Annotated in this window: 11 protein-coding genes; 8 read left to right on the top strand and 3 right to left on the bottom strand. The window is 56.3% G+C overall.

From position 1 onward, the window contains the following. Together D8U61_RS18580 and motB are read left to right on the top strand one after the other, a co-directional pair. Window positions 1–590, top strand: a 590-nt coding sequence (locus tag D8U61_RS18580) for a MotA/TolQ/ExbB proton channel family protein (protein WP_130927440.1), incomplete at its 5' end; no start/stop codon positions are given. 3 nt (window positions 591–593) lie between these two features. Then, a complete protein-coding gene (gene motB / locus D8U61_RS18575) occupies window positions 594–1,634 on the top strand; it encodes a flagellar motor protein MotB (protein ID WP_073471668.1) in 1,041 nt (346 codons plus the stop codon). Window positions 1,635–1,899: 265 nt separating this feature from the next. Here motB and D8U61_RS18570 read toward each other — a convergent pair whose 3' ends face one another. The 3 genes from D8U61_RS18570 to rsgA all read right to left on the bottom strand — a co-directional run bounded on the left by D8U61_RS18570 (window position 1,900) and on the right by rsgA (window position 4,689). Next, on the bottom strand, window positions 1,900–2,385 hold the full coding sequence (locus D8U61_RS18570) for a toll/interleukin-1 receptor domain-containing protein (RefSeq protein ID WP_130927439.1): 486 nt from the start codon (window positions 2,383–2,385) through the stop codon (window positions 1,900–1,902). Further along, window positions 2,385–3,344 (bottom strand): caspase family protein, encoded by a 960-nt coding sequence (locus D8U61_RS18565; RefSeq protein WP_130927438.1) that lies wholly within the window; start codon window positions 3,342–3,344, stop codon window positions 2,385–2,387. Before D8U61_RS18565 ends, D8U61_RS18570 begins: the two co-directional genes overlap by 1 nt. 313 nt (window positions 3,345–3,657) lie before the next feature. After that, a complete protein-coding gene (gene rsgA, locus D8U61_RS18560) occupies window positions 3,658–4,689 on the bottom strand; it encodes a small ribosomal subunit biogenesis GTPase RsgA (protein ID WP_024011360.1) in 1,032 nt (343 codons plus the stop codon). A gap of 107 nt (window positions 4,690–4,796) precedes the next feature. Between rsgA and orn the strand changes: the two genes are divergently transcribed. The 6 genes from orn (at window position 4,797) to D8U61_RS18530 (ending at window position 16,151) form a co-directional block, all read left to right on the top strand. Further along, window positions 4,797–5,339, top strand: coding sequence for an oligoribonuclease (gene orn, locus D8U61_RS18555; protein WP_110644898.1), 543 nt, complete (start codon window positions 4,797–4,799; stop codon window positions 5,337–5,339). Between the two features lie 151 nt (window positions 5,340–5,490). Then, on the top strand, window positions 5,491–6,105 hold the full coding sequence (locus tag D8U61_RS18550; RefSeq protein WP_174823854.1) for a trimeric intracellular cation channel family protein: 615 nt from the start codon (window positions 5,491–5,493) through the stop codon (window positions 6,103–6,105). A gap of 175 nt (window positions 6,106–6,280) precedes the next feature. Continuing rightward, complete coding sequence (locus D8U61_RS18545; RefSeq protein ID WP_130927437.1) at window positions 6,281–7,315, top strand: hypothetical protein; 1,035 nt, start codon at window positions 6,281–6,283, stop codon at window positions 7,313–7,315. Between the two features lie 176 nt (window positions 7,316–7,491). Beyond that, window positions 7,492–10,014: a hypothetical protein gene (locus D8U61_RS18540; RefSeq protein WP_130927436.1), complete on the top strand. Its 2,523-nt coding sequence runs from the start codon at window positions 7,492–7,494 to the stop codon at window positions 10,012–10,014. 210 nt (window positions 10,015–10,224) lie between these two features. After that, entirely contained in the window at window positions 10,225–11,340 is a 1,116-nt protein-coding gene (locus tag D8U61_RS18535) for a hypothetical protein (RefSeq protein ID WP_130927435.1), read from the top strand. A gap of 80 nt (window positions 11,341–11,420) precedes the next feature. Further along, the gene (locus D8U61_RS18530; protein ID WP_130902875.1) at window positions 11,421–16,151 is read left to right on the top strand and encodes an RHS repeat-associated core domain-containing protein; all 4,731 of its coding nucleotides are present in this window, start codon (window positions 11,421–11,423) and stop codon (window positions 16,149–16,151) included. The last annotated feature ends 68 nt before the right edge of the window (window positions 16,152–16,219 follow it).

Genomic DNA, 16,219 nt, shown 5'->3' with positions numbered 1-16,219 from the left:
GCCGCCGCGAAGGCATGATGGCCATCGAAGGCGACATCGAAGATGCCGCCGCGAGTCCGATCTTCGCCAAGTACCCGGCGGTGCTCAAGGATGAACGCATGACCGCGTTCGTCTGCGATTATCTGCGCATCATGTCTTCCGGCAACATGGCTCCGCACGAACTGGAAGGCCTGTTCGACATGGAGCTGTACAGCCTCAAGGAAGACCTCGAGCACCCATCGCACGCAGTCAACGGCATCGCCGACGGCATGCCCGGTTTCGGTATCGTCGCGGCGGTACTCGGTATCGTGGTGACCATGGCCTCGCTGGGTGAAGGTGACCAGGCGTCGATCGGTCTGCACGTGGGTGCGGCACTGGTCGGTACCTTCTTCGGTATTCTCGCGGCGTACGGTTTCTTCGGTCCGCTGGCGCATTCCCTGGCCCACGATGCCAAGGAAGAGCTCAACGTCTACGAAGCCATCAAGGCCTCGCTGGTGGCTTCGGCGTCCGGCATGCCGCCGTCGCTGGCGGTCGAGTTCGGGCGCAAGGTTCTGTACCCGGCGCACCGTCCAAGCTTCGCCGAGCTGGAACAAGCGGTTCGCGGTCGCTAAGTCATGGAAAATAATCAGCCGATCATCGTCAAGCGCGTCAAGCGCATTGCTGCCGGGCACCACGGCGGGGCATGGAAAATCGCTTTTGCCGACTTTGCCACGGCGATGATGGCGTTCTTCCTGGTGCTGTGGCTGCTGTCCACCGCTACGCCGGAACAGAAGATCGCCATCGCCGGTTATTTCAAGGACCCGGTCGGCTTCTCCGAAAGCGGCACGCCGTACATCATCGACCTCGGCGGTACACCGACCCTGGCGCCGGAAAACACCCTCAACCCGGAAGTGAAGTCGCAGCCGCAACCGGACAAGGTCACGGTCGACACCGATCAGGTTGAAGGCATGGCCGAGCAGGTCGAGAAGGAGCGTCTCGAACTGCTCCTGCAAGAACTGCAGAACAAGGTCGACGAGAACCCGCAACTGCAGAAGTTCAAGGATCAGATCCTTTTCGAAATCACGCCGAACGGCTTGCGCATCCAGATCATGGACGCCGAGAACCGGCCGATGTTCGACTCCGGATCCGCACGCCTGAAGCCGTACTTCGAAGACATCCTGCTGGCCATGGCCGACACCATCAAAGCGGTGCCGAACAAGATCAGCATCAGCGGCCACACCGACGCCAAGCCGTATATCGGCACTGGCGACTACGGCAACTGGGAGCTCTCGGCCAACCGCGCCAACGCGGCTCGCCGTGCTCTGGTCGCGGGCAGCTATCCGGATGCGCAGGTGGCGCGGGTGGTCGGTTATGCCTCGTCGGCGTTGTTTGATCGGGAAAATCCGTTCAACCCGGTCAACCGCCGCATCGATATTGTCGTGCTGACCAAGAAAGCCCAAGCCGCCATCGAAGGTGCGCAAGGGCCTGAGGCGGCGAAACCGGCGGATCAAGGTCAGAACGGTGCTGCTCCGGCAGCCCCGGTTGATCCGAATGCGCTGCCGGCGGACAAACAGCCAGTGCCGGCTCACGAGTTGCGCGAGCGGTTGAATCTGTTTGACGATGCGGCGCCGAAACCGGCCGAGCCGGGTGGGGCGGCGCCAGCGCCGAAGCAGTGATCGATAAAAACCGACAGTAATGTCGGTTTTTTGTTCGCGGCGCGACGTTTATTGCGTTGTCAACAATCCCCTCACCCCAGCCCTCTCCCCGGGGAGAGGGAGCCGATTTGGTGATGGCTGATAAATGTATCGAGGTGAAATTGTCTTACCGAATCCATAATCGCTGCGATCTTTCAGGTCGACGAACAGCGCAGGACACCTCGGTCAGTCCCCTCTCCCTCTGGGAGAGGGTTAGGGTGAGGGGCTTTTCGAAAGTGACAAAATTCTAAAACCCGCGACGAATCCGGTTCTTCAACTGTTCATGAAACATCTCCGCATCGCGCTTGTAAGCCCCTTTCACCGAGTCGCTGAACGAGTCCAGCGTGATCGAGCGCTGGTTCGACACCTCATCACGATACGCATCGATAAAGAAATCCAGATCGCTGGCCGTGCTCAGCTTCGGCCACTTGTCCAGATAGATTGGCAATTGCGCCGGCCCGGTCTTGAACGTACAGATCCGCCGATTGCTGATCGTCGCCTCGCCAATTTCGAACGGCACCCACCACGACAGCGCAGTCTTCTCCGATACCACCGCCAGCAGATGCGTGCACTCGGTGATGTTGCGGGTAATGACCCCGGTAATGTCATCGGTGGTCTGCGATTCCGGATCCAGTACGTCGAGGTAAGTCCTGATCTTCGCCTGGGTCAGGCGGGTGTTGATGGCGATGGCATGGGCGCGATCCATGTGGCGATAGCTGATAAAGACTGGCATCAGAAATGTCCTTTGAGGGCGAGTTCGCGGTAATAGGCGCCGAGTGCCGTCAGGCGGCAGCCGGTCGAGTGAATGGCGGCGTAGTACATGTGCTCGGCGTCGACCGGTTCGATCAGGCTGTGGCGGTTGCACTTCTGCAACTGGGCGAAGATCTCGCCGTGCTCAGGCACGAACGCCTTTTCGGTGGGTTCATAGCTGGGGTCGAGCGGCAAGACCGATTCGGCTTCGGCAAACCAGTCCGGCAATTTGCGCAGGATCTCCTTGGGAATCAGCGGCGAGACTTCGCGCAGGGAAATGAACTGAGACACATTGGTCTTGAACACCGGACGCTGTTCCCAGGCACCGAGGGCGTTGTCGACGAAGGAATACAGACTGCCGGGGGTGATTTTGCCGAGGATATTCGCCGCGCCGCCATGCAGCGCTTGCAGGAGCAGGCCGGTGAATACGCCGTGCTGCGCGCCCTCCAGCGCCGGCTCGGTTTTTTTGCAGGCGGTGAGGATGGTCATGCCTTCGCTGACCATGCTGCTCTCGCTGCGCAGGGCGCGCACTTCTCCGGCTGAACCGCTTTCGCAGCAGTCGAGGATGATCATTTTGTTTTTGATCCGCGTGGCTTTGTCCGCCCAGTTGAGAATGTCACTGATGCGGATGCCGTCCTTGGCGTTGCGGTAGTCCTGCGGGATCAACATGCCTTCGTCTGTGTCGGCATCGAAACCGCCGTGACCGGCGAAATACAGCAGGGCGACGTTGCAGTCACCGGAAAACAACTCGCGGATCTGGTCTTCGAGTTTTTCCCGGCTCAGGTAATCCTCGGCAGACGTCAGTACGACATTTTTGAAGTTGGGGTCGCCGTTGGCGTTGCTTTTCAATACCGAAGCCATGGCCATGGCGTCGTTGCAACAGCCGCTGAGCCCGCCGATATGCGTGTAATCGTTGATACCGATGAACAATCCTTTGCGCATGGTCACACCGCCTTGTGCAGGCGGATCGCGCCGGGGATTCTGTGGGTATTGCACGGGCGGGCGTCGCGAGACGAATGGATGATGAACAAAACACAGGTTGGCATGGCTTTCCTCGATGGTCGCTGTGAGCGAAGGAGGAAAGAAATGTAGGCCGCTGGCTCAGGCCTACAAGGTCTGCGCGGCAAAACAGAAAGGTCCTGCAAGCAGTCGTGCAAGTGCCTACAGAAGAAGCTGACGTTTAAGAGGAGGAGAGGTGAGTCAGACGCAGTCCGACAACCGGCAGCCCATCGCGTAGGGCTGCCGGCGTGGCTGTTTAATAGCCGTTTTCAGGCAGGCTGGCGATGATCGAGCGATAGCTGTTCATCCGTTGCTGCTGGATGCGGCCATCTTCCAGGGCCTTGAGCAGTGCACAACCCGGTTCGCGATCGTGCTTGCAGTCGCGGAAGCGGCAAGTGCCAAGCAGGTCGTCGAACTCGATGAAACCGGCTTCGACGTCGGCGCGGCTGACGTGGCCCAGACCGAATTCGCGAATGCCTGGGGAGTCGATCAGTTCACCGCCACCGGGGAAGTGGAACAGCCGCGCAGTGGTGGTGGTGTGCGTGCCCTGACCGGATAGCTCGGACAACGGTCCGACGCGGGTTTCGACCTCAGGCAGCAGGCTGTTGACCAGCGACGACTTGCCGACGCCGGACTGGCCGACGAACACGCTGATGCGCCCGTCGAGCTGCTTTTGCAGCTGCTCCATGCCATCGCCGTGGTGCGCCGAGACTTCCAGCACCGGATAACCCAGCGTGCGATACACCGCCAGCAACGCGTTCAGCGCCGGGGCGTTCTGCTCGTCGATCAGGTCGAATTTGTTCAGCAGCAAAAGCGGGCGGATGCCGGCATGTTCGGCGGCGACCAGATAGCGGTCGATCAGGTTGGCGTGGGGCTCGGGCAGCGGCGCGAACACGATGACGATCATGTCGACGTTGGCAGCAACCGGTTTGAGCTGGCCACGGCTGTCGGGGCGGCACAGCTCGGTGCTGCGCGGCAGTTGCGCGACGATCACGCCAATGCCTTGGTTGCCGGCGCGCCAGACGACTTTGTCGCCGGTGACCAGCGCTGGCAGGTTGGCGCGCAAGTGGCAGCGGAACACTTGGCCGGCGAGTTCGCCGTCAACGGCTTCGACTTCGACCTGCACGCCGAAGTGGGCGATCACCAGGCCGTGCTGCTCAGGGCCAAGGTCGCCGCCCTCGAGGGCCTCGACCGCCGAGGACTCGCGTTTGGCGGCGCGTGCGGCGCGCTCGCCCTGAATCTTTTCGATGCGCCAGTTTTGACGACGATTGAGTTGGCGTTTGGCCATGGGTGTTCCGTCTGAAGAATGCAGCGATTAGGTAAAACGGCCGCGAGTTTAGCACGCCCGGCCACCGGCCTAGGCTAAACTGCGCAGCATTGCCTAGGAGCCCCAATATGCAAAACCCGCAGAACCTGATCTGGATCGACCTGGAAATGACCGGTCTGGACCCGGACAACGATGTCATCATCGAAATGGCCACCATCGTCACCGACAGTGAGCTGAATACATTGGCCGAAGGCCCGGTGATCGCCATCCATCACAGCGACGAAGTGCTCGCGCGCATGGACGAATGGAACACCCGCACTCACGGCAATTCCGGCCTGACCCAGCGTGTACGTGAAAGCCGCATCAGCATGGCTGAGGCAGAAGCTGAGACCATTGCCTTCCTGGAAAAGTGGGTGCCGAAGGGCAAATCGCCGATCTGCGGCAACAGCATCTGCCAGGACCGTCGCTTCCTTTATACCCACATGAAGGCGCTGGAAAGCTACTTCCACTACCGCAACCTCGACGTCTCCACGCTCAAGGAGCTGGCCGCGCGCTGGGCTCCGGATGTGCGCGACAGCTTCAAGAAGGGCAGCACGCACCTGGCGCTGGACGACATTCGCGAATCGATCGCCGAGTTGCAGCATTACCGCAAGCATTTCATCAAATTCTGATGCGGCGGTGTCCGCTCTGACGCTTCGCGAGCTGGCTCGCTCCCGCACGGAATGCACCTCATGTGGGGAGCGAGCCGGCTCGCGAAAGGCGCGCCCTCTTCTGGTGCGGCGCTGAAATGGCTAGACTGCGCGCCTTCCTGCCTGGACTGCCATCATGTTGCTGATGCTCTATCTGATCGCCATTACCGCCGAAGCCATGACTGGCGCGCTGTCCGCCGGACGACGAGGCATGGACTGGTTCGGCGTGGTGCTGATCGCCTGCATCACCGCGCTCGGTGGCGGTTCGGTGCGCGACGTGTTGCTCGGGCACTACCCGCTGACCTGGGTCAAACATCCGGAATATCTGGTGCTGACCTCGGTGGCAGCGATGTTCACCGTATTCGCTGCGCGCTGGATGCGCCACCTGCGCTCGCTGTTTCTGGTGCTCGACGCAGTTGGACTGGTGGCATTTACCTTGATCGGTTGCATGACGGCGCTGGAAATGGGTCACGGCATGTTGGTGGCTTCCGTCAGCGGAGTCATCACCGGCGTTTTTGGCGGTATTCTTCGCGATATCTTCTGCAACGATATTCCCTTGATCTTTCGCCGCGAACTTTACGCCAGCGTCTCTTTTGCTGCGGCGTGGTGCTACATGTTGTGTCTTTATCTCAATGTGCCGGGTGAACAAGCCATTCTGATCACGTTGTTTGGCGGATTCTTGTTGCGTCTGCTAGCCATTCGTTTTCATTGGGAAATGCCGAAGTTCGTTTATAACGACGAACACTGATAGATCGTGCGTTCTTGTCATTGAAGTTGATTAATGGCAAATATGTTGTTTGTGACTGGCGCGCGCATATTTCTTACACTTTTCACTTTGATCTTTGCTTGATGGGTATGTAGTTTTTTCGCTGACATATTTTCGATGTCAGTACCAAACTATATTCTTACAAAGGAGCTGCATTTTGAGTGAAAGCATGGATGTTACAGATAATCAAAATGACAATCCGCCCACTCTGGCGGGGCTGTCCAGTTTAAAAGTCAAGTTTGATGCCGGTAATAATACTCAAAGCAGGGCACTTGTCGCTAATGGCCGAATGCAGGTCAAAGTTCAAGTACTCGTTGCCGGAGTGGACGCCGACGGCAACGCAATGCATGTACCCGCAGATGTAATGGAAAGCATCCAGCTTATTCATTACGCGACCGGCAAGACCTTGCGCGATGGCTGGGTCGCGAGCGCAGTCCAAGGGCGGTTTACGCGTGAGGCACGTCCTGCACCTGACGCCGAAGACAGGCACGACGATGATCTTGAGAATGACAGCGTTCATCCACAGGTTCGTACGTTCTGGGTTTCCTCATCGAGCGCCGGAACGACTGAGATCGGTGCGCGCCTGTCCGTGAATGGCGAGACGATCCTCAGTAACGGAACCACGCCTGCCAGTGTTCATTACAGCAGCGTGACTGTAGAAGCGGAAACGCCTTCGACATATGGTGTAGACGGAGTATTTCGGTTGTACCAGACCAGGATTGGTAATGAGTCGCCCGGTAACCGTATCTGGAAGCACCATTTGGGACTGTATCCGGGTGGGAAGCAGATCCGGCTGGTCGATTGGATTGCAGAGGGGGCAGAAGAGGGCAAGGATTACGATTTTGCGGGTGGTAACCGGCTTAACGAAATAAAAACAAATTACATGGAATGCATTTTCGTGCGTCCCGAAACATCCAGTGTCGTCGTCTCTTTGCCTGACAGGGGTGATCCGTTTGCATACACTTTTACCAGTGATGCGCAAACATGGAACTCGAAGCATTATCACGTAAATACTCAAAGCGACGGGGAGTTGACCATCGTCCAGGCTCTATCTGAATACTCGAAAAGCACCGGGCCACAAAAATATGGCGGCGTCCTCCACTTCATCGCGATCGATGAATATGGTACTGAGCATAAATTGGCAATCCGCGTGAATTTTCACGAGCGTAATTTATATCTTCAACGAGGCTGAGTTCGTTCACTGATGCAATGTCGGTGAATGTAGTAGATGTATATGCGTTTGGCATTTCGACTGCAGATAAGCTGCCATGTCGATGATCAGCATATGCACGAAAGTGCTTTTCTGATGACTCGCGTTGGCCCTGCACTCTGTGTGGCCAGCGCACCCCCTCTCAAGGATGAGCGATCATGACTGGCAAACCGCCGAAGATCAAACCTGTATCTGTCCCAACCAAACCCTCCGATTCCAGCATCGATGTCTCCCACCGACCGTTGTCCTCGTCTTCGACAGTGGCACATTTGACTGTTGCACATCATCAGGAACCGATGCGTTCGCCATCTTCATCAGATCCGCTTTCGATAACGCCTGGCGTCAATGTGAGCACGACCACGACGTATTCCACATTTGACGAATTCCCAAGGTATTCCGCACAAGATTCCCTGGAGAGCTACTGGATACCCTCACAAGAGGGTCTCGATGAGTCCGTTGCACTGGGTATCAAAACCTTGAAGCATCGCCAGTATGTTGCCGTGGCTGATAACCACATCGTGCAAGTGGTCCGAGACGCTGAGAGCGGTCTGCTTCGCGCCACGCATGCCAGAGAACTGCATCCTTCCGGTCCGCTGTTGAGGCCGGACAGCGAGGGCCGGTTGTGGCACCCGCTGGACGAACCTGAGTCGACCAACCCGCTTGCAACTGTCTATTCCGAACAAAAACGCACGGCAGAGCTGCTTACCGGCGAGGAATATTCAATAGAAGATTTTTCTCCATTGATGATCAAACGCATGCTTGCTGTGAGCGGCATAGACACGATGATGGTGCACAGGTCCGAGATTCATCCCACCTCGCTGGCATTGCTGCAGGACATAGCGAGACGTTTTGCCCTCGATCAAAAGATCCAGCTGTTCATCACCCAGGTGCAACATTCCGATCCCACCGTGCGTTCGCAGGCCGATTCACAACTGCAGGCTTTGTTGCCGCCACGGGCAGGTGATCTGAGCGAGCGCGTTATCGAACAATCCAGCGCCTTGCTCTTTGAGCAGAGTGAGCGTGCGTTCGAACTTGATTGCGATGCCAACACATTGCAGATGCGACGGATTTTTCCCGATCTGCCCAAAACAATCGCTCAGGCGTTGTGGCGAGAGGCCAGTGCCGCCGACCATATGCATTTGCGCCTGCAGGCGGGAATGCCGAGGCACATGGCAGGAAAGACGCTGGTGGCGCTGCGCGAGGTGCGTCTCGCCAGGGCGTGCGCAGGAATCTATCTGGATTCGGTAGCCAGTCTGGACAGTGATCTGCTGGCATTGCAGATGATCGGGCAGCTTGATCTTTGGCCGCGACAGATTCGTATCGAGATTCGTCGGCAAGCGTCAGAGGGTGAGTTATTGAGTGCTATTGGCGATGCTCGGTCGCCAGTGCGTCACACGTTTATTCGTCAGCATGAAGGCTACGTTATCCAGCTCAGCGGCGTCCCGTCACCCCAAGGTCGGACGGATCTGTATGCCGCCGTCTGGCTCCTTTTACTGCCCGGGCAGCGCCAGTTGCTCGGCGTAGCGCAGGGCGGTGGTGCGGCTCTGCGGCAGCTGGTACGTGCACAGCCATTGCCGTCGCGCCAACGCGTGAGCGAATTGTTGGGACTGGCACCGGTGCAGGTAACGGCTGTTCCGGCCAGCGCCCAATACGTGCAAGCGGGGCTGCGAGGGGGCGGCGATGTCAACCCGACGTCGACAAAATCCGTTGAAGAGCGTGTCCGTGATCTTTATCCGCAGCTTGCCGAACAAGAACTGGCCGTGTTCATTTCCGAGCGTCTGAAGTCGGACCCAGCCAGGGTCTTGGCTCGCCTGGAGAGAGAGTTGGCAACACTGCGCAATGAGTTGGCGATCTGGAGTGCGCAAGGATTGTCGACCCGCACGGATTCATCGCAGGGCGCACCGCAAACCGCAGAGCAACGGCTGGCTCGCGAGCGGTTCAGCGCAAAGCTGCAGGATATCTGGCAGCGCAAGTCGGTTTCGAGGTGGGGGTTCGGTGACTATCATTTTTCCCATCATGTCGATTTTTCCGCAGAGTTACCAAAGCTATCCGCCAGGTTCGACTACGTAACAGAGTTGATACTGACTGTGGAAAAGCCAGGCGCACGCATCGGCGCTTTTTTTGACAGTTTTCCCAATGTGCAATATTTGGTGGTCACTGGCATAAAAATGGAGGACTTTCCGTCAGGGATATTCCAGATGCGCCAGCTGCGTCAGCTTGTGCTGAACGATTGCTCGCTTGAATTATCTGAAGCCACGGCTGAAGGTTTGTCCAGGATCGAGACGCTCACTTTGTTGAATCTTGCCAACAACCCTCTCACAGTTGCTCCGCATGTAGGTTTCATGACAGGTTTAACCGAGTTGATGCTATATAATGCAAATCTTTACAGCCTGCCCTCCGGTATAGACAGGCTTGGAGACCTTCGTGTCATGGCGTTACAGGGTAATAATATTTCGCACATAGGAGACGATCTGTTCGATATTCCGGATACGCAAGACCTATACGTTGGTTTATTGAATAATCCGCTGAGTAACGAGTCAATGCGGCGGATTAATCAGTATCTTGCGAATTCCAGTATGGACCGGAAGGTAGAAATCCAAACGGCCGAGGCAGTTTCAGACGTTGATTCCGAAAGTGATTCATCGGAAAGCGGATTTTCAACAGGTTCAGATAGCAACTAGGTGTTTTCGAAAGTAACGGGTCGATCACGCTGCTAACATGATTTGGCAAACATAAACTACTCGCTAACTCCCCTTCTGATTCGGTTTGAGTGAATTCGGAAGGGGTAACAGGCCATCTTGGGCAGAATCAAAGGGGTCGAAGGTTAGTGTTGAAGTACGTAACATTCAGATCGCATTTTTTGAAGTTGTTAGCATCTGTGTGAATTATTCATGATGATGTTGAAAGATTACTACTTCACAAAATGTCAAATGTCGCGACTTCTTATATTCAGGTTCGATGTTAATACTCTGCTGAGCCCTAAAGGGGTGAAATATATTAATCAGCTGAGGTGTTATCAAATGTTTAGCGAGGAAGTAGGTATATCCCGTATAGAGGTAAAACTCGACACCACGAATCATGGTCAGCACAAAGTGCTTTATGCCAACGGTCGCATGCAGGTGCGTGTGTTGGTGCTTCTACACGGGATCGATAACAATGGCGACGGCGTATCGCTGCACGGACATCCCGCGTTGCAGTCTCTGCGGCTGATTGCCTATAACGGTGCTCGCCCATTGGAGGGAGAATGGAATGTATCGATTCAGGAAAATCGTTACGCTCACGAAATGTCGGGCGGCGCAACGCGACTGACAGAAGTCCCGCGGGTCATTGACAACCGGATCAGCAACGCCGCAGATCCGGTACAGATTTTACAATTCTGGGTTTCGGCTTCCCGACCTGGAATCATGGAAGTGGCCGCCGAGATTTCCTTGAACGGCGCGGTATTGCGAAGTAATGGGGTTGGTTTCGACAGCAGTGTCACGCTGGAGGCGATTCCGCCGAAAGAGTACTCGTCGAGCAGCTTTTCGTTGAGCAAGTATGACAAAAAACAGAATCGGGGCCTGTATGAGTGGGTTCAGCACTATCATATTGGCCTGCGGGCGGATGGCAGGCAGGTTCACCTCCTTGATTGGTATAGCAGTGAAGTGAAACTTGATCCTTATGATTCCGAAGATGCGGTGCAGGTTTATGTGTCCGGGAATATTCCCGGTGAGCAAGGTAGTCGCAAAACCTTTTATGGATATATGGCGCCTGTATATGGCCCGCAGGCAACATTTCGCAGTCCCCATGGCTACGTCACCGTACCTATCAACAAAGTGCCTGGACAGTTGACGCTCGTTCAGTATGTTTCCGCTGACCCGCAAGCGGCGCGGGAAAGTGATAGCGCCTTCGAATTTGCCGTGACCGACGAATTCGGCTCGGAACACCGGCTTAGTATCGATGGTGATAAAAATCAGCTCACTTTTATTCTGGATCAATCCAAGCGGTCAATGAAGCGACTTGTCTGACTTCTTGTCTGGTCAGCGTACTTCGCTGGCCGGTGTTGACTGCCAAATTCTGAGTCTGGAAATAAAAGGACGATTCATTAATGGAAAGTAATTTCTCTCCCTCTGTGCATTCGAACGCTTTCAATTTCGGTGAATTTGTTTCCGGAGGCGTTGATCCCCGTACGGGCATGTATACGTGTGCGTTTTCGCTTGGCAAGTTGCACTCGGCAGATCTCAATGGTCCGGAGCTTGCACTTTCAGTGGGTTTCAATCCGCTCAATCAGGCGGATAGTGGTTTCGGCGTTGGCTGGTCTTTGACCCTGACCAATTATGACTTGCGCAGCAAAGTCATGACCTTGGCCAACGGTGAACGCTACAAGGCTGTCGAGACGTCTAGCGGCCTGAAGTTCAAGGAAATGAAACTGCAAACAGCAAAGGTGTCAGTCACTGGAGCAGGGCGCTATGAAGTTCGATACAAGGATGGTCGGCGGGAACTGCTCAAAGTGTTGGCCGGTACTCAGGTCGCCGTCGCGGAAAAAATAATCGCGGCGAACGGCGTGAGCATTACGCTGAAACATGAGTTGTTCAACCAGTTTCCCCGTTTGGCCGAAGTCCGTGATGCCACGCGCTGCCTTTTGAAAATTTCTCGTACGGCAGGTCAGGTGACGTTGTCGCGATATCCCGACACCACTTCGAGCTCCAACTTCAGGCTGATCTTGAGAAACAGTCGGGTAACGGCCATCGAGCTTCCGGTGGGTAAAGGTTGGGAACTTGAGTATGAAGTAATCGCTGGGGCCAGCTATGTGCATCGCATCGTCAACCCGCTGCGCGGGGTCGAAATCGTTCGCTACAAGCGGCACGGCCACCGCTTCATCAGCGGTGTGGAACAGACACTGCCGTTTGTTATCGCTCACGATGTCTACCCAGGGCGCGGCCAGCCCAGAGTGTGCAAGACATACACGTACTCCGACCATAACTTCCTTGGACAGGGCCTCCTTCCAGCCAAGGATAGTGAACTGGATCCGCTCTATCTGGCGCCCAGCAACTACGTCTACACCTCGGACGAGCACTTGCTGGTCAGCGGCAAAGTACATACCCGCATTAAACGCACCTACAACAAATTCCATCTGTTGATGGCTGAGGTTACAACCTGTGGCGACGCGCAGATCGCCACCGCCACGGAGTATCATTGTTCCGTTACCAAGCCGTTCAGTGAGCAGGTGGCCCAGTTCCGCATGCCTAAAGTCCATACGGTGACGTACCTCGATCGGCGCACCCAACAGCAGCGTGTGGAAACCACGATCACCGAGTTCGATGGCGAAGGTAACTTGCTCAAGCAGGTTGAGCCCACTGGGGTGACGACTACGACGGAATACTATCCGGCCATTGGCGGGGATAACTGCCCGGAGGATCCGCTGGGCTTTTCCAGGTTCCCGAAAAAGAGGACGGTGACTGCTGCCGCATCGGATGGTGCTTCGACAGTCACGTATTACGACTACGCTTTGCATCCGGCGCTTGAGGGTGCTGAACTGGCCTCTGTGTTACCGGTCGAGGAGCGTTTTTTCGAAGTGGTGGAGGGTGTAGAGGTGTTGCGTTCGAAAACCGCACGCAGCTATCTGAATACGCCCGAGGATCCACTCAAGCATGGAGCCACAAAAGAGCAAAGTGTCACCCTGAATGAAAAAAAAACCGCTATCGAATTTTCCTATGAGCTTGAGGGTGACAGGCTGCGAGTCAGGTCCAGCACGCGCGGATTCGACGGCGTGCTGCAGACCAGTGAGAAGGTGCTTTCGACGCTGACCGGATTACAGGTCTCTGAAGTCGGTGTCGATGGCGAGCACATCGAATATGAATACGATGCAATCGGCCGCGCCGTGGGCAAAACGGTTGCTGCCGGCACCCCCTATGCGGCCGCTACCCGGTGGGCCTATCTGGCCGCCAGCAAACAGCAGCCGGCGACGATGGTGACCACGGATCCTGCTGGCGGCGAGCAAAAAGTCGCCTATGACGGACTGGAACGGGTGATCACCGTTCAGGAAAAGGACTGCGACCATCCAGACAAGGACGGTCTCATTCAGACACGCACGCTTTATTCTGCCCTGCATGATTCGGTCGGTCACAAGGTGAAAGTGACGCTGACTGATTGGCGTGATGGCAAGCCTTATCCGTTCAGTACCCGCTACGAATTCGATTCCTGGGGCCAGGTCAGCAAGACGCTGCACGATGATGGGCGTATCGAACACAGCGAGGCGGATCCGGTGCTTCGCCAGCAAACCAATTGGCTCCAGGGCATGGGCAAGACGATCACCGTCGTCAATGATTTCGGAAAACCGCTGAGTGTCGAGAGCTTCAATCTGAAGAACAGGAGTCTGGGCAAAACCGTTTACACCTATGACGGTTATGGGCGCACAGCCAGCCAGACAGACCCTGTCGGCAACACCAGCCGATATGAGTACGACGTTTTTGACCGAATGACCCGCAATGTCCTGCCCGACGGCAGTAAGGTCGTGACCGAGTACGCCGAGCATAGTGATGAAGGGCTGGCGATCGACATCAAGGTCGGTGACAAAGTGCTGGGCCAGCAAACGTATGACGGTCTGGGGCGGTTGATCCAGAGTACTGTGGGCGGGCGAAAGTCCGAGGCTGGTTATGAAGCGGGCTTCACTCAGCCACAGTGGTACAAGAGCGCTGATGGCAAAAAAACCGAATTCACTTATTTGCGGGAACTGGGCGGTTTGCTGACTGAGCGCAAGGCAGAGGACCTGGTCACAACCATGACCTATGACCCCGTCAGTGGCAAACCCTTGACCTGTACCGAAAGCGGCAGGAGCCGCAGCTTTGCCTATCACCCTTCCGGGCGCCTGAAATCCGAAACGACGAGCTTCGGCGCTGTCACGAAAGCAACGTCCAGTACCTGGTCCCTGCAGGGGCGACCGATCACCCACGTTGATGTGCTCGGTACCGACAACAGATCTGAATACGATGAGTTCGGCCGCCTTCTATCCGCCTCGCAAGGCTTGCTGACAACCGCGTTCCACTACAACGCCCAGACGGGGATGCTGGAGTGGACGAAAACCGAAGACACCTCGATCAAGCGTCAGATGATCACCCGGTTCGCCTATGACGATATCGGTCGTGAAGCCCGGCGTACATTCGAGATTCAGGGTCAGCCTGACCAGACCCTCGAATCGACTTACACGCTGGCTGGCAAACTGGCGCAGAAAGTGTCCAGACGTGGCACTCAACTCTTACGTGATGAACAGTTCACCTACGACGTGCGCGGGCGCTTGATCCAGTACGACTGTGCTGGCACCCAAAAGCCCCGTGACCCGTATGGCAAGGAAATTATCCAGCAGACGTTCACCTTCGATGCGCTGGACAACATTCTGACCGTGCAGACGAAGTTCCCGCTGGGCGTGAATCTGACCACCTTCAGTTATGACAATCCCGATCCGGTACAGCTCAGCGCAGTCAAACATTCCCATGTCGACTACCCACCGGCAGTGACGCTGGAATACGACGCCAACGGCAGGATGATCAAGGACGACCAGGCGCGAACGCTGGCCTATGACGCGTTCGGACGTCTCGAACAACTGTCCGGCGCAGGCGGTTCAGTCATTCGTGGCTACCATTACGACGGTTTCGACGATCTGGTTGAGCTGTCGCAACCCGACGAGGTTACTACGCAGCGTTACTACTACGCAGGCCGGGTCGCCAATGAGGTGAGTGGTGAAAACTCATCCAGTATCGTGCGTCACGGTGGCGCGCTTGTGGGGCAACAGCAACTCGGTTTGAACGCCGGCGCGCAACTGTTTGGCACCGATCAACAGCAAAGCGTGCTGGCAACACTGGGTAAGGAGCACCTCACCGATTGCGCCTACAGTCCTTATGGGCACCGTCCTGCCGACGGCGGATTGTTCAGCCTGGCGGGGTTCAACGGCGAGCAACTGGATCCGGTTACCGGGTTGTATCTGCTGGGCAATGGTTATAGGGCCTATAGCCCGACACTGATGCGCTTTCTTTGCCCCGATAGCATGAGTCCGTTCGGTGCGGGCGGACTAAATGCCTACAGTTATTGCCTGGGCGACCCGGTCAATCGGGTTGACCCTACCGGGCATGTCTCCTGGCAATCGATCCTGGGCATCGGCCTCAGTATTCTCGGCATTGTTGCCAGCGTGGTAACGATGGGTGCGGCGACGCCATGGGCAGTGACGGCACTGGGGCTGGCGGTTGCTTCAGGCCTGGCGGGTATTGCCAGCGAGGTGGTCAATGAACTCGCACCGGGTTCTCAGGCGGGCGAGATATTGGGCTGGATCAGTTTTGGTCTCGGGCTGGCTTCGGTGGGGGCAGGGCTGGCAGCTGGTGCCAAAGCGGGCATCAATGCTGGCAGGAAACTGGCTGGCGCCTTCAAGCAAGGCCTGAGTAGTAAAGGTTCCAAAGCAGCCGGTCGAGAGATGGCCCGAGGTATGATCAAGGGCAAGGGAAACAAGGCGGCGGCCAAGGCTAAGGCGAAGGCCAGCGCGGCCGTTCAGGAAGAGGCCGAAAAACCATGGTCACTCGTCAGGGTCAATCCCAAAAATAACATGCTTGAGAAAAGGGGGCTTACGGGCTTGCTTGAAAAGGCCGAAACCTTCATGCAGCACATTGAGGCGGGTAACTCCCCAACGTCTTCTGCAGCGCTGATTCATGCCGAATACACGCCCATGTATGGCCCATCCGGATCAGCATCAAAGTCGATGCATCTCTATCTGTCGAAAGGAGACCGAATATATATGACCGAAAACGCTAAGGAGCGGATCGCGGTCATCGACCAGCTGGGTGGTCATAGGTAAAGGACAAACAATAAGCTTGGAGCGCGCAATGAAACGATACATAGCGAAAGCAGGAGCACTCAAGGTCC

The sequence above is a fragment of the Pseudomonas sp. Sample_14 genome (assembly GCF_004307515.1).
GTDB lineage: Bacteria > Pseudomonadota > Gammaproteobacteria > Pseudomonadales > Pseudomonadaceae > Aquipseudomonas > Aquipseudomonas atacamensis.
The sequence above is the reverse complement of the archived record's forward strand: the minus strand, read 5'-3'. Positions and strand labels throughout refer to the sequence as shown.

Excerpts from the sequence above, each read along its gene's own strand:
- orn (WP_110644898.1), top strand. The coding sequence starts at position 4,797 with ATGCAAAACCCGCAGAACCTGATCTGGATCGACCTGGAAATGACCGGT.
- D8U61_RS18535 (WP_130927435.1), top strand. The coding sequence starts at position 10,225 with ATGATGATGTTGAAAGATTACTACTTCACAAAATGTCAAATGTCGCGA.
- D8U61_RS18565 (WP_130927438.1), bottom strand. The coding sequence starts at position 3,344 with ATGCGCAAAGGATTGTTCATCGGTATCAACGATTACACGCATATCGGC.
- rsgA (WP_024011360.1), bottom strand. The coding sequence starts at position 4,689 with ATGGCCAAACGCCAACTCAATCGTCGTCAAAACTGGCGCATCGAAAAG.
- D8U61_RS18540 (WP_130927436.1), top strand. The coding sequence starts at position 7,492 with ATGACTGGCAAACCGCCGAAGATCAAACCTGTATCTGTCCCAACCAAA.
- D8U61_RS18570 (WP_130927439.1), bottom strand. The coding sequence starts at position 2,385 with ATGCCAGTCTTTATCAGCTATCGCCACATGGATCGCGCCCATGCCATC.
- D8U61_RS18530 (WP_130902875.1), top strand. The coding sequence starts at position 11,421 with ATGGAAAGTAATTTCTCTCCCTCTGTGCATTCGAACGCTTTCAATTTC.
- motB (WP_073471668.1), top strand. The coding sequence starts at position 594 with ATGGAAAATAATCAGCCGATCATCGTCAAGCGCGTCAAGCGCATTGCT.